The organism is Rhodococcus quanlei (assembly GCF_055231015.1).
Map to the genome: position 1 here is coordinate 268,453 of NZ_JBUYWD010000008.1, position 20,463 is coordinate 288,915.

Annotated in this window: 18 protein-coding genes and 1 tRNA gene; 15 read left to right on the forward strand and 4 right to left on the reverse strand. The window is 65.0% G+C overall.

Features of this window, described 5'->3' with window-relative positions; translation table 11 throughout:
* The first annotated feature begins 83 nt into the window (after nt 1–83).
* Genes cysD through ACZI8Q_RS07205 form a run of 4 tightly spaced genes read left to right on the forward strand, consistent with a single transcriptional unit; the run spans nt 84 to nt 4,358 of the window.
* A complete protein-coding gene (gene cysD / locus ACZI8Q_RS07190) occupies nt 84–1,001 on the forward strand; it encodes a sulfate adenylyltransferase subunit CysD (RefSeq protein WP_463372812.1) in 918 nt (305 codons plus the stop codon).
* On the forward strand, nt 1,001–2,845 hold the full coding sequence (gene cysC / locus ACZI8Q_RS07195; RefSeq protein WP_463372813.1) for an adenylyl-sulfate kinase: 1,845 nt from the start codon (nt 1,001–1,003) through the stop codon (nt 2,843–2,845). The genes cysD and cysC overlap by 1 nt, the downstream gene beginning before the upstream one ends.
* Nucleotides 2,842–3,987, forward strand: coding sequence for a 3'(2'),5'-bisphosphate nucleotidase CysQ (locus ACZI8Q_RS07200; RefSeq protein WP_463372814.1), 1,146 nt, complete (start codon nt 2,842–2,844; stop codon nt 3,985–3,987). The genes cysC and ACZI8Q_RS07200 overlap by 4 nt, the downstream gene beginning before the upstream one ends.
* Nucleotides 3,984–4,358, forward strand: coding sequence for an SgcJ/EcaC family oxidoreductase (locus ACZI8Q_RS07205; RefSeq protein ID WP_463372815.1), 375 nt, complete (start codon nt 3,984–3,986; stop codon nt 4,356–4,358). The genes ACZI8Q_RS07200 and ACZI8Q_RS07205 overlap by 4 nt, the downstream gene beginning before the upstream one ends.
* 30 nt (nt 4,359–4,388) lie before the next feature.
* Here the strand turns inward: ACZI8Q_RS07205 and ACZI8Q_RS07210 are convergent.
* The 3 genes from ACZI8Q_RS07210 to ACZI8Q_RS07220 form a co-directional block, all read right to left on the reverse strand.
* Nucleotides 4,389–4,464: transfer RNA gene (locus ACZI8Q_RS07210), tRNA-Arg, on the reverse strand.
* 107 nt (nt 4,465–4,571) lie between these two features.
* Nucleotides 4,572–5,303: a DUF305 domain-containing protein gene (locus ACZI8Q_RS07215; RefSeq protein ID WP_463372816.1), complete on the reverse strand. Its 732-nt coding sequence runs from the start codon at nt 5,301–5,303 to the stop codon at nt 4,572–4,574.
* The gene (locus tag ACZI8Q_RS07220) at nt 5,303–6,199 is read right to left on the reverse strand and encodes a DUF3105 domain-containing protein (protein WP_463372817.1); all 897 of its coding nucleotides are present in this window, start codon (nt 6,197–6,199) and stop codon (nt 5,303–5,305) included. The genes ACZI8Q_RS07215 and ACZI8Q_RS07220 overlap by 1 nt, the downstream gene beginning before the upstream one ends.
* A 159-nt stretch (nt 6,200–6,358) precedes the next feature.
* Between ACZI8Q_RS07220 and argS the strand changes: the two genes are divergently transcribed.
* The 8 genes from argS to prfA all read left to right on the forward strand — a co-directional run bounded on the left by argS (nt 6,359) and on the right by prfA (nt 16,870).
* The gene (gene argS, locus ACZI8Q_RS07225; protein ID WP_463372818.1) at nt 6,359–8,011 is read left to right on the forward strand and encodes an arginine--tRNA ligase; all 1,653 of its coding nucleotides are present in this window, start codon (nt 6,359–6,361) and stop codon (nt 8,009–8,011) included.
* Nucleotides 8,011–9,432, forward strand: coding sequence for a diaminopimelate decarboxylase (gene lysA / locus ACZI8Q_RS07230; protein WP_463372819.1), 1,422 nt, complete (start codon nt 8,011–8,013; stop codon nt 9,430–9,432). The genes argS and lysA overlap by 1 nt, the downstream gene beginning before the upstream one ends.
* The gene (locus ACZI8Q_RS07235; protein WP_463372820.1) at nt 9,429–10,742 is read left to right on the forward strand and encodes a homoserine dehydrogenase; all 1,314 of its coding nucleotides are present in this window, start codon (nt 9,429–9,431) and stop codon (nt 10,740–10,742) included. Before lysA ends, ACZI8Q_RS07235 begins: the two co-directional genes overlap by 4 nt.
* On the forward strand, nt 10,739–11,836 hold the full coding sequence (gene thrC, locus ACZI8Q_RS07240; RefSeq protein WP_463372821.1) for a threonine synthase: 1,098 nt from the start codon (nt 10,739–10,741) through the stop codon (nt 11,834–11,836). The genes ACZI8Q_RS07235 and thrC overlap by 4 nt, the downstream gene beginning before the upstream one ends.
* Before the next feature lie 44 nt (nt 11,837–11,880).
* Nucleotides 11,881–12,813 (forward strand): homoserine kinase, encoded by a 933-nt coding sequence (gene thrB, locus ACZI8Q_RS07245; RefSeq protein ID WP_463372822.1) that lies wholly within the window; start codon nt 11,881–11,883, stop codon nt 12,811–12,813.
* A 337-nt stretch (nt 12,814–13,150) separates the two neighbouring features.
* Nucleotides 13,151–15,253, forward strand: a complete 2,103-nt coding sequence (gene rho, locus ACZI8Q_RS07250) for a transcription termination factor Rho (RefSeq protein WP_463372823.1) — start codon at nt 13,151–13,153, stop codon at nt 15,251–15,253.
* Between the two features lie 211 nt (nt 15,254–15,464).
* Nucleotides 15,465–15,695 carry a 50S ribosomal protein L31 gene (gene rpmE / locus ACZI8Q_RS07255; RefSeq protein ID WP_463372824.1) on the forward strand — a complete coding sequence of 77 codons (231 nt, stop codon included), beginning with the start codon at nt 15,465–15,467 and terminating at the stop codon, nt 15,693–15,695.
* Nucleotides 15,696–15,790: 95 nt separating this feature from the next.
* Nucleotides 15,791–16,870 (forward strand): peptide chain release factor 1, encoded by a 1,080-nt coding sequence (gene prfA, locus ACZI8Q_RS07260; RefSeq protein ID WP_463372825.1) that lies wholly within the window; start codon nt 15,791–15,793, stop codon nt 16,868–16,870.
* An 18-nt stretch (nt 16,871–16,888) separates the two neighbouring features.
* Here the strand turns inward: prfA and ACZI8Q_RS07265 are convergent, their stop codons facing one another.
* Nucleotides 16,889–17,362, reverse strand: coding sequence for a hypothetical protein (locus tag ACZI8Q_RS07265; protein WP_463372826.1), 474 nt, complete (start codon nt 17,360–17,362; stop codon nt 16,889–16,891).
* 185 nt (nt 17,363–17,547) lie between these two features.
* On the opposite strand from ACZI8Q_RS07265, the gene prmC reads away from it, so the two are divergent.
* The 3 genes from prmC to ACZI8Q_RS07280 all read left to right on the forward strand — a co-directional run bounded on the left by prmC (nt 17,548) and on the right by ACZI8Q_RS07280 (nt 20,418).
* The gene (prmC, locus tag ACZI8Q_RS07270) at nt 17,548–18,492 is read left to right on the forward strand and encodes a peptide chain release factor N(5)-glutamine methyltransferase (RefSeq protein WP_463372827.1); all 945 of its coding nucleotides are present in this window, start codon (nt 17,548–17,550) and stop codon (nt 18,490–18,492) included.
* Nucleotides 18,489–19,157 (forward strand): L-threonylcarbamoyladenylate synthase, encoded by a 669-nt coding sequence (locus ACZI8Q_RS07275; RefSeq protein ID WP_463372828.1) that lies wholly within the window; start codon nt 18,489–18,491, stop codon nt 19,155–19,157. Before prmC ends, ACZI8Q_RS07275 begins: the two co-directional genes overlap by 4 nt.
* Nucleotides 19,158–19,245: 88 nt before the next feature.
* Nucleotides 19,246–20,418 (forward strand): glycosyltransferase family 4 protein, encoded by a 1,173-nt coding sequence (locus ACZI8Q_RS07280; protein ID WP_463372829.1) that lies wholly within the window; start codon nt 19,246–19,248, stop codon nt 20,416–20,418.
* Nucleotides 20,419–20,463: the final 45 nt, after the last annotated feature.

Below are 20,463 nucleotides of genomic sequence, written 5' to 3' on the forward strand. Positions count from 1 at the left end.
TACAGTCACCCTGTAACGATTTCGACCGCATTGGTACAAATATGAAACGGTATCCGTGAGCTCGGCCAGAGGAGTCGCCCACCATGACGTCGCCCCCGCTCTACGAGTTGTCTCATCTCGGCGCGTTGGAGGCCGAGGCTGTCCACATATTCCGGGAAGTCGCCGCCACATTCGAGCGGCCTGTTCTGCTGTTCTCGGGCGGCAAGGATTCCGTCGTGATGCTGCATATCGCCGCCCGCGCGTTCTGGCCTGCTCCGATTCCCTTTTCGGTGATGCACGTCGACACGGGACACAACTTCGACGAGGTCATCGAGTTTCGTGATCGGACAATCGAGCGTTTCGGGGTTCGGATTGTCGTAGCCAGCGTTGCGGAAGACATCGACGCAGGCCGATCGGTCGACGAGTCGGGTGTGCGTGCGAGCCGTAACCGACTCCAGACGGCAACCCTGCTCCGCGGTATTCGCGAGGGTGGGTTCGATGCGGTGTTCGGTGGGGCCAGGCGTGACGAGGAGAAGGCCCGTGCCAAGGAGCGCGTCTTCAGCTTCCGCGACGAATTCGGTCAATGGGATCCGCGTGCACAGCGACCCGAATTGTGGAACCTCTACAACGGTCGGCACCGGAAAGGTGAACACATCCGGGTCTTCCCGTTGTCCAACTGGACCGAACTCGACATCTGGCAATACATAGACGAGCAAGGCATCGACCTGCCGGCGCTGTACTACGCGCACCGTCGCGAGGTGGTTCCACGTGACGGAATGCTTCTGGCGCGCACCCGCTTTCTCGAACTCGGGCCGGGGGAGGAGTCATACGAAGCGCTGGTCCGTTTCCGGACGGTGGGTGATGCCACCTGCACCGGCTGCGTCGAATCGTCTGCCGACAGCCCGGCTGCGGTGGTGATGGAGGTGGCGGCCAGCAGGATCACCGAACGCGGCGCGACACGAGCAGACGACCGCATTTCCGAGGCCGGTATGGAAGACCGCAAGAAAGAGGGGTACTTCTGATGCCGCGACTGTTGCGGATTGCGACGGCGGGCAGTGTGGACGACGGGAAGTCGACGCTGATCGGACGCCTGCTGTACGACTCGAAGGCCATTTTCGAAGATCAACTCGCCGCCGTCGAGCGCACCAGTCACGACCGGGGTGACCGACACGCCGACCTGGCGCTGCTCACCGATGGCTTGCGCGCCGAACGTGAACAGGGCATCACGATCGATGTCGCGCATCGCTACTTCGCCACACCGCAGCGCAAGTTCATCATTGCCGATACCCCCGGGCACGAGCAGTACACGCGGAACATGGTTACGGGCGCTTCCACCGCCGACCTTGCACTGATCCTCGTGGACGCGCGGAATGGTGTCCTCGAACAGACCCGCCGGCACGCCTTCATCGCCACCCTTCTGGGGATTCCACACCTCGTCGTGTGTGTGAACAAGATGGATCTCGTCGACTGGTCGCAGGAACGGTTCGAGCAGATCGTCGACGAGTTCGGACAGTTCGCAATCAAACTAGACGTCCACGACCTGACCTTCGTACCGGTGTCGGCCTTGCGCGGCGACAACATCGCGCAGCGCACCGTCAACATGGATTGGTACGAGGGCAGTTCGCTTCTTCATCACCTGGAACAGGTGCACGTGGCCTCCGATCGCAACCTGATCGACGCCCGATTCCCCGTCCAGTACGTGATCCGGCCGAGATCGGAGTCGGCGCCCGACCTTCACGATTTCCGCGGCTATGCCGGCACCGTAGCGTCCGGGGTGTTCAAACCGGGGGACGACGTGGTCGTGCTGCCCTCCGGGTTCACCTCGACCGTGAAAGCGATCTCGGGCCCCGGCGGCACTCCCGTCGAGGAAGCGTTCGCCGCTTCTGCGGTGTGCATACAACTCGTGGACGATCTGGATGTCGGACGCGGGGACATGTTGTGCAGGCCCAACAACAGGCCGCAGATGACCAACGAGATCGACGCGATGGTGTGCTGGCTGACCGAGAAGTCGACGCTCGCCCCCGATGCCCGCTACACGTTGTTGCACAACACGCGGGGAACGAAGGCGTTGGTCGCACGGTTGGACTATCGGTTGAACGTCAACACGCTGCACCGCGACGAAACAGCGCAATCGCTGTCGCTCAACGAAATCGGCCGTGTGCAGCTGAAGACCAACAATCCCTTGACGTTCGACCCCTATCGCCGCAACCCCGGCACGGGCAGCTTCATTCTGGTGGACGAGTCCACCAATGACACCGTCGCGGCCGGAATGATCACCGGTCCGACGCTGTCCGAGTCGAAGGTGGTGTGGCATGCGGCGTCCGTGACGCGGGACGAACGCGCCACCACGGGGGCCACGGTGTGGCTCACCGGTCTGTCTGCGTCGGGAAAATCGACGGTGGCGGTCGAACTCGAGCGGATGCTGGTGGCGGCGGGGATACCGGCGTACCGACTCGACGGTGACAATCTTCGACATGGACTGAACGCAGATCTGGGGTTCAGTGCCCAGGATCGGGCGGAGAACGTCCGACGAGTAGGCGCGGTCGCCCAGTTGTTCGCCGACTCCGGCGTGATCGCGATTGCGTCGTTGATCAGTCCGTATCGAGAGGATCGGCGGCAGGTGCGCCGGCAGCACACCGACGCGGGCATTCCCTTCGTCGAAGTATTCGTCGACACACCGATCGAACAATGCGAGGCACGTGACCCGAAAGGCATGTGGGCGAAGGCCAGGCAAGGTGAGATCACCGGATTCACCGGGGTGGACGACCCGTACGAGGCGCCCGAGAACCCGGAACTGGTGGTGCGCCCCGAGAACGGCAGCCCCGGAGAGCTTGCCGCCAAGATCATGAACGAGTTGAATCTGTGAGCGCCGACGCGAGGCTGGCAGCCGATCTGGCGGAAGGTGCCGGCAAGGTCTTGCTCGAAATTCGTTCGGGCACCGGACCGCTCGGGCAGCCGCCGGCGAGCGGACGTGAACTGGGTCGCCGAGGCGATGGCGTCGCGAACGACTATCTTCTCGAACGGTTGACCGCCGAGCGTCCTGACGATGCCGTGATGTCGGAGGAATCGGTCGACGACAGCACACGACTGACCGGCTCGCGGGTGTGGATCATCGATCCGCTGGACGGCTCGAAGGAATACGGAACGCCGGGTCGTGAAGATTGGGCCGTGCACGTGGCCCTGTGGGAGAAGAACCGCGGCATCACCGCGGCGGCGGTGGCACAACCTGCACTCGGCGCCGTCTACTCGAGCGACGAGGAACGTGAGGTGCCATACGCGACCACCGCGAATTCCGTGCGACCGCGAATCGTGGTGAGCGGCAGCAGGCCCCCGGCATTCATGGACGACGTCGCGACGCAGCTCGGCGCAGAAGTCGTGACGATGGGGTCGGCCGGTGCGAAGGCGATGGCTGTGGTGCGGGGCGAGGTGGATGCCTACGTTCATGCGGGCGGTCAGTGGGAATGGGACTCGGCGGCCCCTGTCGGCGTGGCTCAGGTGGCCGGCCTGCATTGTTCGCGTATCGACGGCAGCGAACTCGTCTACAACCGGCCGCATCCCTATCTACCGGACCTCGTGATCTGCCGACCGGAGTTCGCTTCGCCGCTGCTGGCAGCCATCGGCACGCATGCTCCTGACGCTGCCGACAGCGCGCGCGTGGCAATGGCGCGGGAGTACATCGCCTCGTTGGTCAGTCATGATGCCTCGAAGGTCAGGCTCGCACCGGATGCGTGGCGGGTGGAGAACGGCGAGCGGACCGGTGAGTCGGGGCAAGAGATCTGCACAGAGCTCGAGGAGGGGGAGCAGTACAAGCCGATCCGCGCGATCACAGCACTCGAGTTCCGGGAATGGGGTCACAATGTGGTGGCTCGGTACGACCTGGACTTCGTGGTCTCGGCGACCGAGGTGATCACCGTGCACGTCACGGAACACTTCGATGTTCCCGGCGGTGAGATCGCATCGATCACGGCGGTCATCGAACCGCACGAACACACGGAAGGTGGAATGTGACGGCAAGCGAACTCGTGACGGCGTTCTGTACCGAATGGGCCACAGCCGATCCGGAAAGGATTGCGAACTACTTCACCGAAGATGGTGTCTACCACAATATTCCGATGGAACCGGTCGAGGGGCGCGACGCCATTCGCACGTTCGTGGCGGGGTTCGTGGCCGCATTCGGAAACATCGAGTTCCGCGTGCATCGCCAAATCGTCGACGGTGACGTGGTGATGAACGAAAGGACCGATGTGCTCGCGTTGGGAGGCGCGGAGGTCGAACTTCCGGTAGTCGGCGTGTTCGAGGTGCGAGGGGACAAGATTGCCGCCTGGCGGGACTACTTCGACATGGCACCGATAACCAAAGCAGCGGCTGGGGGCGATTAGCCGACGCAACCGTGCTGCTGTTGCTCACTGTGGTGCCCCCGGCAGGATTCGAACCTGCGACCTTTCGCTCCGGAGGCGAACGCTCTATCCCCTGAGCTACGGGGGCGCACCGGAATCCGGTGTGCCGATCGGGCTGCGTAAGCGTATCGCATTCAGGTCGTAAAGGACCAAATCGGGGGTGCGCCGCGCGGTATGGCGCACCCCCGACTCGGTTCAGTTCATGGGAAGAGGAGCGGCTCCACGCTCGGCGAGCATGTCCGTCATGAGGGCGGATTCACTCTGCTGCGTATCGACCATGGTCTGGGCGAGCTGCCGGACGACAGCCTCCGATGCGTGCTGTGCCGCATACTCCATCATCGGCAGACCGCCCTGATGGTGACGGAGCATGAGCTGAAGGAACTGAACGTCGCCCGCGACGCCCGTTGCCTGACGGAGTGCGGAAATTTCGTCCGACGACGCCATTCCCGGCATCTTCGCCATCGAGCCGGACTCGTGCCCACTGTTTCCGTGGCCGTCGGCGTTGTGATCACCGTGCCCCGAATGCATCTCCATCCAGCCCATGTAGCCGCCGCTGGGCAGCAGTGGCTGGTCCCACAGGCTCAGCCAGCCCTGCATCTGGCCCAGCTGGTTCTGCTGCGTGGTCAGGATGTCGTACGCGAGACCTCGAACCGCAGGATCGTCGGTGTTGGCCAGAGCAATGGCCGACATCTCGACAGCCTGGCTGTGATGGACGCTCATGTCCTGCGCGAACCCGACATCGACAGAGCCGGCTTCGGGGGTGTGTGTCGACGCGTCGTCGAGCGGGATACGTGCCAGAAACCCCAAGGCGAATCCCAAGACGATCGCGCCGATCACACCCACCACCAGCAGTCCTGTCCGCTGATTGCGGGCGGCGGCCCGGAACCCGGCGACCCCGTTGCGGGAGGTGTCGTCCTTTTCGTTCATCACTGACCCATGGGTGCCTGCGGCGCCTCGGGTGGCAGCTGACCCGCCGGCGGGACGGCCCCACCAGCAGGTGCGCCGCCGACCTCCGACGGATCCGGTGCGATGCCGTGACCGTCCATCGGTACGGCGTCGGGGCCGGGTGCGGACGGATCGAAGGCCGGAGGATTCTCGGGGTCGAATCCGGAACCGGGGATGCTCGAGCAGCTCGCGCCCACCTCGGGGTAGGTGTTCTGGTTCAGGCGCAGCGCGGTGATGAACTGATCGATGCGCTCGTCGTCGACGCTGTCCACCTTCAACTGGTGGCCCCACGACTGCAGTGCCACGGGGGAGTCGAGGCCCGGGTACGGCGACAGCATCATGTACGTTTCGCCGTCGACCTTGTCCTCGAGGGTCGCGAGGGCGTCGCCCGAGACCAGGTCGGGGTTGTAGGCGATCCAGATTGCGCCGTGCTCGAGAGAGTGGACCGCGTTCTCGGTGCGAATCGCCTGCTCGTACACGGTTCCGGTGCAGGTGGCCCAGATTCCGTCGTGCGGACCACCGAACGGCGGCGTCTGATCGTAGGCGACGCGCTGAGTGGGCTGGACGTGAATGCCGGCCGGGTAGTCGAGCTTCACGACACCGTCGATCTTGTCGGACGGGTCAGGTGTTTCCGCACTCGGCTGGTACTCGGCAGCTGCTTCCGTGGCCTGGTACTTCGGATAGAGGTTCACCGCCAGCACCGTGATCAGTGCGACGACCGCGACCACCGCACCGATGGTGAGCCAGGGGATCTGCCGCGGAGGCTTCGCACCGCGAGGCTTGTTTCCACCGCTTTGCTTGTTTGCGGCCTTGATGGCCTTGGCGGACTTTGCACCCGACTTCTTGCCGGGACCGCTACTTTCCGTACCGCTTGGCATCTGATGCGCTCTCTCGTTCTGTCGTCACGTGCGCCGTTCCCTGGTACCTGCACACGCAGGGTGCTGCCCACTGTACTTTCCGGGTTCGACGGCGTGAGCGGCAGAAGCCGACACAGGCGAGTCACTGTGACGTGGGTCGAACCCATAAGATGGATACCTGTGACTCCTGCTGACCTTGCCGAACTGCTGCGCGGCACCGCCGCGACCGTACTCGCCGACCGTGGCCTCGACGTGTCGGTGCTCCCCGAGAAGCTCACGGTGGAGCGACCGCGAAACCCGGAACACGGTGACTACGCGACAAACGTTGCGATGCAGGTGGCGAAGAAGGTCGGTACCAACCCGCGTGAGCTCGCCTCGTGGCTCGCCGAAGCGCTGACCGCAGCCGACGGTATCGAGAGTGCGGAGATTGCCGGCCCGGGCTTTTTGAACATTCGGCTCGCAGCGGACGCGCAGGGCGCGATCGTCGCTGCCATCCTGGCCGCGGGACCCGAATACGGTACTGCGGCGACGCTGGCGGGCACGAAGATCAACCTCGAGTTCGTTTCCGCGAACCCGACCGGTCCGATTCACCTCGGCGGCACCCGCTGGGCGGCGGTGGGCGACGCACTCGGCCGTATCCTCAGCGCCCAGGGCGCAGCGGTCACGCGCGAGTACTACTTCAACGACCACGGCGCACAGATCGATCGCTTCGCGCGGTCCCTCATCGCCGCAGCCGAGGGCGAGCCTGCGCCCGAGGACGGTTATGCCGGCGGATACATCGCCGACATCGCCACCGAGGTCGTGGCGCAGCATCCCGATGTGCTGTCGCAGCCGTCCGACGTCCAACAGGAGACGTTCCGCGCGGAGGGCGTCGAGCTCATGTTCGCGCACATCAAGCGGACGTTGCACGAGTTCGGTGTCGACTTCGACGTGTACTTCCACGAGAACTCGCTCTTCGAATCGGGTGCGGTCGAGAAGTCGGTCGAGACTCTGAAGAAGTCGGGAAATCTCTACGAAAAGGACGGCGCCTGGTGGCTCGAGAGCACCAACTTCGGTGACGACAAGGACCGCGTCGTCATCAAGAGCGACGGAAACGCCGCGTACATCGCCGGGGACATCGCCTACTTCCAGGACAAGCGATCGCGCGGCTTCGATCTGTGCATCTACATGCTCGGAGCCGACCACCACGGATACATCGGGCGGCTGAAGGCGGCTGCTGCTGCGTTCGGTGACGATCCGGCCACCGTCGAGGTCCTCATCGGTCAGATGGTGAACCTCGTCCGTGACGGTGTCACCGTCAAGATGAGCAAGCGTGCGGGCACCGTGATCACTCTCGACGATCTGGTCGATGCCATCGGCGTCGACGCCGCCCGTTACGCCCTGATCCGCTCGTCGGTCGACTCGAGCATCGACATCGACCTCGAAGTGTGGACCAGCGACGGCAACGAAAACCCCGTGTACTACGTGCAGTACGCGCACGCACGGCTGTCCTCGATCGCACGCGGCGCCGCAGAACTCGGCATCAGCGCCGATAATGCAGACCTTTCGTTGCTGATCGGCGACCAGGAAGGCGAACTCGTCCGTACCCTGGGCGAGTACCCCCGCGTGGTCGCCAGTGCGGCGAACCTGCGCGAACCGCACCGCATCGCTCGCTACCTCGAGGAACTGGCAGGCGCCTACCACCGCTTCTACGGTGCAAGCCGGATCCTTCCGCAGGGCGACGAGGAAGCGGGTCCCGTACACACCGCACGTCTTGCACTGTGCGACGCCAGCCGCCAGGTGCTGGCGAACGGGTTGCACCTGCTCGGCGTCAGCGCACCGGAGAAGATGTGATGAGCGCCCATCCAGCCGGCCCCAAACACGCAGACCAACCACACGCCCCGAGTCTGCCGGCGCGGCCGGAATCACCGGCCGAGTACGCGGAGTTGCCCGCACACGTGTGGCCACGCAACGCGACCCGCGGCGACGACGGTGTGGTCCGGCTCGCCGGAGTGCCGGTGACCGACCTTGCCGAGCAGTACGGCACCCCGCTGTTCGTGATCGACGAGGACGACTTCCGCTCACGGTGCCGTGACATGCGCCGGGCATTCGGACCCGACGCCGCCGTGCACTACGCGTCCAAGGCGTTTCTGTGCACCGAGATCGCGCGGTGGGTTGCGGACGAGGGGCTCTCGCTCGACGTCTGCTCGGGCGGCGAACTGGCCATCGCGCTGCATGCAGGCTTTCCCGCAGAACGAATTGCCATGCACGGCAACAACAAATCTGTTGCCGAGCTCGAGGCGGGCGTCGCTGCCGGCGTCGGCCATGTCGTCCTCGACTCGACGTACGAGGTCGATCGCCTGAATGCGGTCGCGGGTGCCGCCGGTGCAGTCCAGGATGTTCTCGTTCGTGTCACGGTCGGAGTCGAGGCACACACTCACGAGTTCATCTCCACCGCCCACGAAGACCAGAAGTTCGGGTTCTCGTTGGCCGGGGGCGACGCCATGGATGCGGTGCGGCGCGTGTTCGCGTCCGAGAACCTGCGGCTCGTCGGCCTGCACAGTCATATCGGTTCGCAGATCTTCGAAGTCGACGGCTTCGAGGCAGCGGCCCACCGCATCATCGGCCTGCTGCGCGACGTCGTGGCCGAGTTCGGGGTCGAGAAGACGACGCAGGTCTGCGTCGTCGATCTCGGCGGTGGCATGGGCATCTCCTACGTTCCCTCGGACGACCCCCCGGCGGTGGACGACCTGGCCGCCAAGCTTCGCGACATCGTGCGCAACGAATCGGCCCTCGCAGGACTGCCGGAGCCGACCATCGCGGTCGAGCCCGGGCGCGCGATCGCAGGACCGGGCACGGTCACGCTGTACGAAGTGGGCACCATCAAGGATGTGGCCGTGGACAACAACCTCACGCGCCGATACGTCAGCGTCGACGGAGGGATGAGCGACAACATTCGGACATCCCTCTACCAGGCCGACTACGAGGCGCGCCTCGTTTCGCGTGTCAGCGACGGCGAACCGGTCGTGGCCCGTATCGTGGGCAAGCATTGCGAATCCGGTGACATAGTTGTCAGGGACACCTGGATCCCCGACGACGTGGACGCCGGAGATTTGGTGGCAGTGGCCGCAACCGGCGCATACTGCTATTCGATGTCCAGCAGATACAACCTGCTGGCTCGCCCCGCCGTCGTGGCCGTACGTGACGGCCGAACCCGCGTGATCCTGCGCCGGGAAACAGTGGAAGACCTGCTCAGCTTGGAGGCACAACAGTGACGAGCGAATCGACGCAGCGTCCGATCGGCGTTGCCGTACTGGGTTACGGCAACGTGGGAAGCGAAGTCGTCCGCATCCTTCGTAACCAGGCCGCGGATCTCGAAGCGCGCGTGGGTGCGCCACTCGAGCTGCGAGGCGTCGCCCTGCGGCGAATCAGCAGCGATCGGGGCATACCCGAAGACCTGCAGACCACCGACGCGGAAGCCTTGGTCGCCCGTGACGACGTCGACGTCGTCGTCGAGCTGATCGGCGGTATCGAGGTTCCACGGAAGCTGATCCTCTCGGCTCTGAACTCGGGCAAGTCCGTCGTGACAGCGAACAAGGCGCTTCTGGCCGAGCACACCGGCGAGCTGGCCGAAGCGGCCGAGGCGCAGCGCGTAGACCTCAACTTCGAGGCGTCCGTCGCAGGCGCGATCCCGGTGATCCGCCCGCTCACCCAGTCGATGGCGGGCGACCGGATCACGAAGGTCGCCGGCATCGTCAACGGCACCACCAACTACATCCTCTCGGCCATGGACGAGACGGGCGCCGACTACGACGAGACGCTGGCCGAAGCCGGCCGTCTGGGGTACGCGGAGGCCGACCCGACGGCAGATGTCGAGGGATACGATGCCGCGGCGAAGGCTGCGATCCTCGCATCGATCGCGTTCCACACCCGCGTCACGGCTGCCGATGTCTACCGGCAGGGCATCTCCGAGATCTCGGCCGACGATTTGGCCTCTGCGCGCGCACTCGACTGCACCATCAAGCTGCTGTCGATCTGCGAACGCATCACCGCGCCCGATGGCAGCGAACGGATCTCCGCTCGGGTGTACCCGGCGCTGGTGCCGTCCACGCACCCTCTCGCCACTGTCAACGGCGCCTTCAACGCCGTGGTCGTCGAGGCCGAGAACTCCGGCCGCCTCATGTTCTACGGCCAGGGTGCCGGGGGAGCACCGACTGCGTCAGCGGTGATGGGTGATCTGGTGATGGCTGCCCGTAACAAGGTGCACGGGGGACGTGGGCCACGCGAGTCCAAGTATGCCAAGCTCAAGGTTGCCCCCATGGGCGACATCCCCACCCGGTACTACGTGAACATGCAGGTGGCCGACCGTGCAGGCGTCCTGTCTGCCGTGGCTTCGGAGTTCACGCAGCACGGCGTGAGCATCTCCACGGTCCGTCAGGAAGACGAGGGCGAGGGGGCGCGGTTGATGGTCGTCACCCACACCGCAGCCGACTCCGCCCTGTCGGACACCGTTGATGCACTGAGCAAACTCGAATTCGTCACCGCTGTGACCAGCGTGCTGCGACTGGAAGGCACCGAACAATGACCGTCACTGGCAACTCTCTCGCGACCGCTGCAGTGCACAAGCCGTGGCCCGGACTGATCGAGGCGTACCGCGATCGCCTGGCCGTCGGTCCGGACTGGAAGACGGTGACCCTGCGCGAAGGCGGCACACCGTTGCTGCCTGCCGGCCACCTGTCCGAGATCACCGGGTGCGAGGTGCACCTCAAGGTCGAGGGGCTCAACCCCACCGGGTCGTTCAAGGATCGCGGTATGACGATGGCCGTCACCGACGCACTCGCACGCGGTCAGCGTGCCGTGCTGTGCGCATCGACGGGCAACACGTCTGCTTCCGCAGCGGCCTACGCGGCGAAGGCGGAGATGTCCTGTGCCGTGCTGGTGCCACAGGGCAAGATCGCCATGGGCAAGCTTGCGCAGGCGGTCATGCACGGCGCTCGCATCATTCAGGTCGAGGGAAACTTCGACGATTGCCTCGAGCTTGCCCGCAAGACCACCGCCGAGTTCCCGACCATCGGCCTCGTCAACTCGGTCAACCCGGTTCGTATCGAGGGGCAGAAGACAGCAGCCTTCGAGATCTGCGACGCACTCGGCAAGGCACCCGACGTACACGCACTGCCGGTCGGAAACGCAGGCAACATCACCGCGTACTGGCGCGGCTACTCCGAGTACTTCGCGGACGGACTGACGGCCGTCAAGCCCCGGATGCTCGGCGTGCAGGCGGCCGGAGCGGCACCGCTCGTCGGTGGCGCACCGGTGAAGGATCCCGAAACGATTGCCACCGCCATCCGGATCGGTTCGCCGGCATCCTGGAACGGGGCGGTTGCCGCCAAGGAAGAGTCGAACGGAGCCTTCCGCGCGGCAACGGACGAGGAAATCCTCGAGGCCTACCGCTTGATCGCCGCGACCGAAGGGGTATTCGTGGAACCGGCCTCGGCCGCAAGCGTCGCGGGACTGCTCGCGGCCCGCAAGGACGGCTGGCTCGATTCCGGTCTCACCGTGGTGTGCACCGTGACCGGAAACGGTCTGAAGGATCCTGACACCGCTCTGGCGGGAATGCCGGAGGTGAAGCCGATTCCGGTGGATCCCGTTGCGGTGGCGTCTGCGCTCGAGTTGGCGTAGTGACCTCCGCCCCGTCCTCGACTCCGCGACATCGGACATCTGCGATGACACAGACTTTGCCCATCGGCTTGACGGTGACGGCACGTGTGCCGGCATCGAGCGCGAACCTTGGCCCCGGGTTCGACACACTGGGGCTGGCTCTCGGGCTGTATGACGAGATCACCGTGACCACAACGGGTTCCGGCCTCGACATCACAGTCGAAGGCGAGGGGGCCGAGGATGTGCCCTGGGGTCCCTCGCACCTCGTGGTGCGTGCGATCGAGCGGGGCCTGGAAGCTGCCGGCGTATGGGCGGATGGTCTGAAAGTGTTGTGCCGCAATGCTATTCCGCATTCACGTGGTCTCGGTTCGTCGGCTTCGGCGGTGGTGGGTGGTCTGGCCGCAGCAAGCGGTCTCGCCGCCAAGGTCGGCGACGATCTCGCCTTGACTCCAGCGCAACTGGTTCAGATGTCCGCCGAGTTCGAGGGCCACCCCGACAACGCCTCCGCGAGTGTGCTCGGGGGAGCAGTGGTGTCCTGGAGTTGCCCCGCGGAGGGGGCGGACGCGCCCCGCGGCTATTTCGCCACACGACTCGATGTCCACCAGACGATCAAGGCTGTGGTGCTCGTACCCGACGAGCGCTCGTCGACAGCACACACTCGCGGTCTGCTGCCGGAGTTCGTTCCGCATCGCGACGCGGCGTTCAACGTGAGCAGGGGTGCGCTGGCAGTCGTTGCGCTGACGGAGCGTCCGGACTTGCTGATGCCGGCGACCGAGGACCTCTTGCATCAACCGCAACGCGCTCCTGCCCTTCCGCTCACCGCCAGGTGGATCGAGATTCTTCGAGCCGATGGGTTCGCAGCCACCATCTCGGGGGCCGGTCCCACGATCCTTGCTCTGACCACCGCCGAGTTCCCAGACAACCTGCGTGAACAGGCTGTGTCCGAAGGTCTGAAGGTTTACGATCTCGATATCGCCGACGGTGTGCAGCTGACCTGACACGCCGCTGTTCGGGTGTTTTCTTGCTCATGCGAAGTGTGACCGCTACTCTGGGTCTTGTCCGTACATCGTGCGCGTCAGCCGCCGGTGCTTCACCAGGGCAACCATCCAACGCTTATCGCGCTCGATCGGCTGGTCGTTCCTGGCATGATCCTCCGCACTCTTCAGTTGTGATGGATTTGCGAACACGCGCCTGGTTCGAAGGTGTCGTGATGGCGGACGGCCGACAGTTCTTCACATGCAACTACGTACGGCACATCCGAGTTCAGACCTCAACTGAACTGCGGGACGAACCCTCGGCTCAGCGCAGCGCGAGCGAGGGAAGGAAAGGACCTCCGTGACCGATACGGATCTCATCGCCACCTCTGCACCGGCGTCCACTGCGGGTGCCAACGCTGCTCAGGAAGGCGATACTTCGACCACTACCGATGCCGCACGTGGCGCCGTCACAGCATCGACCAAACGCGCCGAGTCTCGGCGCGGCGGCGGGCTCTCCGGAATGGTGCTGGCGGAACTTCGTGGCCTGGCCGGTGAGCTGGGCATCAAAGGCACATCGGGTATGCGCAAGGGTGACCTGATCGCCGCCATCAAGGAACGCCAGGCAGGCGCCGGAGCGCCCGCAAAGGCGGCACCAACGCAGAGCGCCTCGCCCGACCGCAAATCCGGCAGCGACGCATCCGCCCCTGCTTCGCAGGACGCGGCCCCGGCGACCACCGGCGATGCCGGCGACGGCGAGCAGTCCGCGTCCTCGGATGCGGATTCCGAGAGCGATCAGGGCGGAAACCGTCGTGGCCGTCGCCGTGGCGGCCGTCGCGGCGCTGCCGACCAGGCTGGCGGCTCCGAGAACGCAGCGCCGTCCGACGATGCCGGCCGGCAAAGGTCGAACGACAAGCAGGCCGATGCCGGCCAGTCGGACCGTCAGGACCGTGACAGCAAGGGCCGCGACAACCAGGGCCGCGACAACCAGGGCGGGGATCAGTCCGGCAAACAGAATCAGAACAAGCAGGACGGCAACAAGTCCGAGCCCAACAAGCAAGACTCCACCAAGCAGGACGGAGACCAGGGTGAGGGCCGGGGCCGGGGACGCGGCGAAGGCCGCGACCGTGGTGAGAACCGGGGTCGCAACCAGGGCAACCAGGGCAACCAGGGCAACAACGGACCGCGGGACAACCGTGGCAACGACGACGATCAGGAAGGCGGCGGGCGCGGCCGTCGCGGTCGACGTTTCCGTGAGCGTCGGCGCGGGCGTGATCGCGGCGGCGATACCGACACCGAGATTCGCGAGGACGACGTCCTGCAGCCCGTGGCCGGCATCCTCGACGTCCTCGACAACTACGCGTTCGTGCGCACGTCCGGATACCTGGCGGGTCCGAACGATGTGTACGTGTCGATGAACCTGATCCGCAAGAACGGGCTTCGCCGTGGCGACGCCATCACCGGCGCCGTGCGCGTCGGACGCGAGGGCGATCAGGGTGGCGGCAATCAGCGCCAGAAGTTCAATCCGCTGGTGCGGATCGACACCGTCAACGGACACGACGTCGAGACAGCGAAGAAGCGCGCCGACTTCGGCAAGCTGACGCCGCTGTACCCGAACCAGCGCCTGCGCCTCGAGACCGAGCCGAACATTCTCACCACGCGTGTGATCGACCTCGTGATGCCGATCGGCAAGGGGCAGCGCGCTCTCATCGTCAGCCCGCCGAAGGCAGGTAAGACGAGCGTGTTGCAGGCCATCGCCAACGCGATCGCCACCAACAATCCCGAGTGCTACCTCATGGTCGTTCTGGTGGACGAGCGTCCCGAGGAAGTCACGGATATGCAGCGTTCGGTGAAGGGTGAGGTCATCGCCTCGACCTTCGACCGTCCGCCGGGAGACCACACGTCGGTTGCCGAGTTGGCCATCGAACGTGCGAAGCGCCTGGTGGAGGCAGGTAAGGACGTCGTCGTTCTCCTGGACTCGATCACCAGACTGGGACGCGCGTACAACAACTCGTCACCGGCATCGGGCCGAATCCTGTCCGGTGGTGTCGACTCCACTGCGCTGTATCCGCCGAAACGATTCCTCGGCGCGGCCCGCAACATCGAGAACGGTGGCTCGCTCACCATCATCGCCTCCGCACTGGTGGAGACCGGTTCCACCGGCGACACCGTGATCTTCGAGGAGTTCAAGGGCACCGGCAACGCGGAGCTGAAGCTCGATCGTAAGACCGCGGAGCGTCGTGTGTTCCCGGCGGTCGACGTGAACTTGTCCAGTACCCGCAAGGACGAGCTGCTGCTCAGCCCGGACGAGGCAGCGGTGGTACACAAGCTGCGCAGGGTGCTGTCGGGACTCGACTCGCAGCAGGCGATCGACCTGCTTGTCGACCGGCTCAAGAAGAGCAAGAACAACCTCGAGTTTCTCATGCAGGTGTCGAAGACCGCTCCCGGGGCGATCGACGACTGACCTGCCGGGAATCAATCCGGTCACGGCAGTGTTGAACTGGTGGCTCGCCACCGCGTCGAGCTGACCGCAAGCCGGCTTGCCGATTGGGATCGCCGAGTTCTCGATTCGGGTAGCAGGGATCCCATCTGGCATACTTGGCAGCCATAGTCCGGTTCCGGTTCACGGCTTCGAACGGCGAAGTCGACCCGGCGACCATTGAAAGGGACACACCATGAAGCAAGGCATCCACCCCGACTACGTGGCGACCACCGTCGTCTGTGGTTGCGGAAACACTTTCGAGACTCGTAGCACCAAGGAGACCGGACGTATCAACGTCGAGGTCTGCTCGCAGTGCCACCCGTTCTACACCGGTAAGCAGAAGATTCTCGACACCGGTGGACGCGTTGCTCGCTTCGAGGCTCGCTACGGCAAGCGCGCTGCCAAGGGTGCAGCGAAGTCCTAGCTGTCACGCCGACGCCCGTCCTGCGATAATTTGCAGGCCGGGCGTCGGCTTTTTTGTGCCTGTATTCCCGAACACCACGCAGAGCGGAGCGAACCATGGCAGGGATGTCCCAGCCCTCGGCCATCGACGACATCCTGGCCGAACATGCCGGGTTGGAGCAGCAGTTGGCCGATCCGGCCCTGCACAACGACCCGTCCGTTGCGCGTAAGGCAGGGAAGCGGTTCGCCGAGCTGGCACCGATCATGTCCACCTACACGAAGCTGAAGTCCGCCCAGGACGACCTCGCGGCCGCGCGCGAGTTGGCTGACGACGATTCGAGCTTCGCTGCGGAGATCCCCGGCCTCGAGCAGCAGGTCGAAGAGCTGGATCAGACCCTCACCGATCTGCTGGCGCCCCGCGATCCACACGACGCCGACGACGTCGTGCTCGAGGTGAAGTCGGGCGAGGGCGGCGAAGAATCGGCGCTGTTCGCTTCCGATCTGGCGCGCATGTACGTGCGCTACGCCGAGCGGTACGGCTGGCGGGTCGAGATTCTCGACGCGACCGTGTCGGATCTCGGCGGCTACAAGGATGCGACACTGTCGATCAAGTCGAAGGGCGACGTTCGTGACGGTGTGTGGTCACGGCTCAAGTTCGAGGGCGGCGTGCACCGTGTGCAGCGCGTTCCCGTGACGGAATCTCAAGGTCGTGTCCACACGTCCGCCGCAGGGGTTCTGATCTACCCGGAACCAGAGGAAGTCGAAGAGGTGCAGATCGACGAATCGGATCTGCGTATAGATGTGTACCGCTCGTCCGGTAAGGGCGGGCAGGGGGTCAACACCACCGACTCGGCGGTACGCCTCACACATCTGCCCACCGGGATCGTGGTGACGTGTCAGAACGAACGTTCGCAGCTACAGAACAAGGCCCGGGCCTTGCAGGTGCTCGCGGCCAGGCTTCAGGCGGCAGCGGAAGAAGAAGCCGAGGCGGAAGCCTCGGCGGGCCGACAGAGTCAGGTGCGCACGGTGGACCGCTCCGAACGCATCCGCACGTACAACTTTCCGGAGAATCGCATCACGGATCACCGGATCGGCTTCAAGGCGCACAACCTCGACTCGGTGCTCGACGGCGAGCTCGACGCCCTGCTCGATGCCCTGGGTAAGTCGGACCGAGAGGCACGGCTCGCCGCCGAGTGACGTATTCGGCCAGACTGGCTACTCCTCGGCTTCCGGCGGTGCGGCCGGAACATCGGCGAAGTCCCAGCCCGGGAACAAGAAGCAGGTCTGGCCCGCCGCGTTGGTGTAGGCGCCGTGCACCACACTGACCACCTGGCCGGGCCCGGTCTCACCCAATGCCTGTGGGATCGATGTCTCGGAGTCCGCTGCGGGGAACGGCGCCGGAACGAGCGCCGCACCGCCGCCCTGGAAGGTGTTCAGATTGAGCCAATTCACGTTCGCGCCTGTACCTCCACCAGCCTCGCCGATGGCGTAGTACTGCTGGCCGTACGGGACTTTGTCCGACTCGTCCTGTGTAACGCCCAGAACAGACCCCATTCCGTCCGCGCATCCCAAGGGCATGGGCTGGTTCTCGAACGGTACGGCGGAGGCTACGGCGGGCAGTCCCAGGGCGCCGGCAGCGGCGATGGCGGCTACGGCTCCCGCTCTACGGATCATTCGGATTCTCGACATCGGACGAACCTCCTCGAGTTCATGGCGGGCGCATGCCCTGTGCACGCCGCACGTTAGCCACTACGCGGATACGTTGTTGCCGTTTCATTCATTCTGTCGTGGAGTGGACGACGACCGTTACCTTGCGGCAACCCGAGTCGAGATCCCCGGCACGGTGTGTCGCCGGTACGTGGGAAGCTGTACGGGTGAGTCGTCACCCTCTTCGCCTTGCCATCATCGAGGCAACCGAGCAGCTCGAGGCTGCCGGAGTTCGTAGCGCCCGTGTCGATGCCGAGCTGATCGCCGCGCACCTGCTCGGCATCGAGCGCACCAGGCTGGGGTTGACGCCACTGGTCGACGAACCCGTCATCGAGGCGTATCGGACGATGGTCGCGCAGCGGGCGAAGCGAATCCCCCTGCAATACATTCTCGGAACCGCGGCGATGGGGAACATCGAGGTCGAGGTGGGCCCCGGTGTTTTCGTGCCCAGGCCCGAGACGGAATTGCTACTTGGCTGGGCCCTGGCTTTCCTCGGCACGTGCGATCAGCATCCGCCCGTGGTTGTGGATCTGTGTACCGGGACGGGCGCACTCGCACTCGCAATTGCCGAGGCCAGGCCCGACGCAGTGGTTCACGCCGTGGAACTCGAGCCACACGCGCTCGCCTGGGCCCGCCGCAACGCCGACGCACGGGAGAACTCGGGCGATACCCCGATTCAGCTCCATCAGGGTGACGTCACGGACCGTATGCTCCTTCCCGGCCTCGAAGGTGGGGTAGATCTCATCGTGGCCAACCCGCCGTACATTCCCGAGTCGGCCGAGCTCGATCCCGAGGTCGCCGATCACGACCCGCACTCGGCCCTGTTCGGTGGACCGGATGGGCTGTCGGTGATCAAACCGATGATCGCCAACGTTGCCCGATGGTTGCGCATCGGCGGTGCAGTGGGGGTGGAGCACGACGACACGAACGGCGGTGACGTGGCGGCCCTCTTCTCCTCCAGGCGAGTCTTCGGGGAGGTCGTCGAGCATCCCGATCTGGCAGGCAAGCCGCGTTTCGTCGTGGCGAAGCGGATCGCAACAGAGGTCGAGTCGCGACGAGGTCAGGCACACCACACGGCTGCCGGGTCGGCGGGTGAAAGAATGGCGGAGTGAGCACCGTTTACGACTGCGGCAATCCTGACAGCCGCGAGGCCGGTCTGTCCGCCGCCAAGAATTCTCTCGAGGCCGGGCGCCTCGTCGTACTCCCCACCGACACCTTGTACGGCATCGGTGCGGGCGCCTTCGACGGCGAGGCCGTCGCCGGTCTGCTGCGTGCCAAGGGCCGTGGCCGCGACATGCCCGTGCCGGTCCTCGTCGGTTCGTGGAACACCATCGACGGACTCGTCTACACCGTGCGCCCGCAGACCCGTGATCTGATTCGGGCTTTCTGGCCGGGCGGGTTGAGTCTCGTCGTCGAGCAGGCTCCGTCGCTTGCGTGGGATCTCGGCGACACTCGTGGGTCCGTCATGCTCCGAATGCCGCTGCACCCGGTTGCTCTGGACTTGCTGCGCGACGTCGGACCGATGGCGGTGTCGAGCGCCAACATCTCGGGCAGGTCTCCGGCCACCACCGTCACCGAAGCCCGTGAACAACTCGGCGGATCGGTCAGCGTCTACCTCGACGGCGGTCCCGCCGAGAAGGCCACCGCATCGACCATCGTCGACCTCACGGGATCCCACCCGAGGATTCTGCGAGCAGGCGCCATTCCGACGGGCGATGTCGCCGACGTTCTCGGCGTCACCGCCGAAAGTTTGGTCGACGGCGATGTTCCCGTATGAGCCCGGTGTCCTGTAGCACTACGGTCCGGGTGGTCTCTGGCAGTGTCCCGGCGCTCTGCACAGCTTCCGCACCGGTAGCGTCTCCGAGGTGATCGGAGCGGAATCGACGAGCCTCGTGTTGGCTCAATCGAGTGGGGGAGCGGGTGTCCCGCTGCGCGAACTCCTGCTCGTGTTGTTCACCGCTGCCGTGGTCACGTACCTGGCAACCGGAGTTGTTCGGGTCGGTGCACTGCGCTTCGGTGCCGTCGCCGTACCGCGAGATCGCGACGTTCACGTCACGCCGACCCCCCGACTCGGTGGTATCGGTATGTACCTGGGGATACTCGCAGCTCTGTTGTTCGCGCAGCAGCTGCCGGCTCTCACGAGGGGTTTCGAGTACACGCAGGATGTCCCGGCCGCGCTGGTGTCGGGGCTCGTGATCGTGCTGGTCGGAGTGGTCGACGACAGGTGGGGTCTCGACGCTCTGACCAAGTTCGTCGGGCAGGTCACTGCGGCAGGAATTCTCGCCGTCATGGGCGTCAGCTGGTTCATCATCTACTTGCCGTTCGGCGACACGACGGTGGTTCTCGATCAACTCCAAGCCGGTCTGATGACGGTCGGTGTCGCGGTTGTGACCATCAACGCAATGAATTTCGTCGACGGGCTCGACGGGCTCGCCGCCGGGCTGGGTCTGATCTCCTCCGTCGCGATCTGCGCCTTCTCCGTCGGTCTGTTGTACGACCAGGGTGGTGACGTCAGCGCCTATCCACCGGCGATGATCGCTGCTGCCCTCGCGGGGGCGTGCCTCGGCTTCCTGCCTCACAATTTCCAGCCCGCCCGCATCTTCATGGGCGACTCCGGTTCCATGCTGATCGGGCTGATGCTGGCGACGATTTCCACCAGTGCTTCGGGGCGTATCCCCTTGACTGCCTACGGGACCCGTGACCTGCTCGGTTTGCTGTCTCCGCTGCTCCTGGTCGGTGCGGTGATGTTCATTCCGATACTCGACCTTCTGCTCGCCGTGATTCGCCGAACCCGGGCAGGCGTCAGTCCGTTCAGTCCCGACAAGATGCATCTGCATCATCGGTTGTTACAGATCGGGCATTCACACCGACGGGTCGTGCTGCTGATCTATTTGTGGGTCGGCGTTCTCGCGTTCGGTGCGGTCGGTTCCGCGTTGTTCGACAGGCGGATAGTGGTCCTCCTTGCGGCCGCGGGTCTCGTGTTCGCTCTGGTGGTGACCGCCGTGCCCTCGCTGCGGGAGCAGCAACACGAGCGGTGAGTGGCGGAGTCGACGGAGCTCGGGCGCGGATCGAATCTTGTGTGC

Bases quoted from the DNA above. Each gene is read 5' to 3' on its own strand.
- cysD (WP_463372812.1), top strand. From the start codon at position 84: ATGACGTCGCCCCCGCTCTACGAGTTGTCTCATCTCGGCGCGTTGGAG.
- cysC (WP_463372813.1), top strand. From the start codon at position 1,001: ATGCCGCGACTGTTGCGGATTGCGACGGCGGGCAGTGTGGACGACGGG.
- ACZI8Q_RS07215 (WP_463372816.1), bottom strand. From the start codon at position 5,303: ATGAACGAAAAGGACGACACCTCCCGCAACGGGGTCGCCGGGTTCCGG.
- ACZI8Q_RS07220 (WP_463372817.1), bottom strand. From the start codon at position 6,199: ATGCCAAGCGGTACGGAAAGTAGCGGTCCCGGCAAGAAGTCGGGTGCA.
- lysA (WP_463372819.1), top strand. From the start codon at position 8,011: ATGAGCGCCCATCCAGCCGGCCCCAAACACGCAGACCAACCACACGCC.
- thrC (WP_463372821.1), top strand. From the start codon at position 10,739: ATGACCGTCACTGGCAACTCTCTCGCGACCGCTGCAGTGCACAAGCCG.
- thrB (WP_463372822.1), top strand. From the start codon at position 11,881: ATGACACAGACTTTGCCCATCGGCTTGACGGTGACGGCACGTGTGCCG.
- rpmE (WP_463372824.1), top strand. From the start codon at position 15,465: ATGAAGCAAGGCATCCACCCCGACTACGTGGCGACCACCGTCGTCTGT.
- prfA (WP_463372825.1), top strand. From the start codon at position 15,791: ATGGCAGGGATGTCCCAGCCCTCGGCCATCGACGACATCCTGGCCGAA.
- ACZI8Q_RS07265 (WP_463372826.1), bottom strand. From the start codon at position 17,362: ATGTCGAGAATCCGAATGATCCGTAGAGCGGGAGCCGTAGCCGCCATC.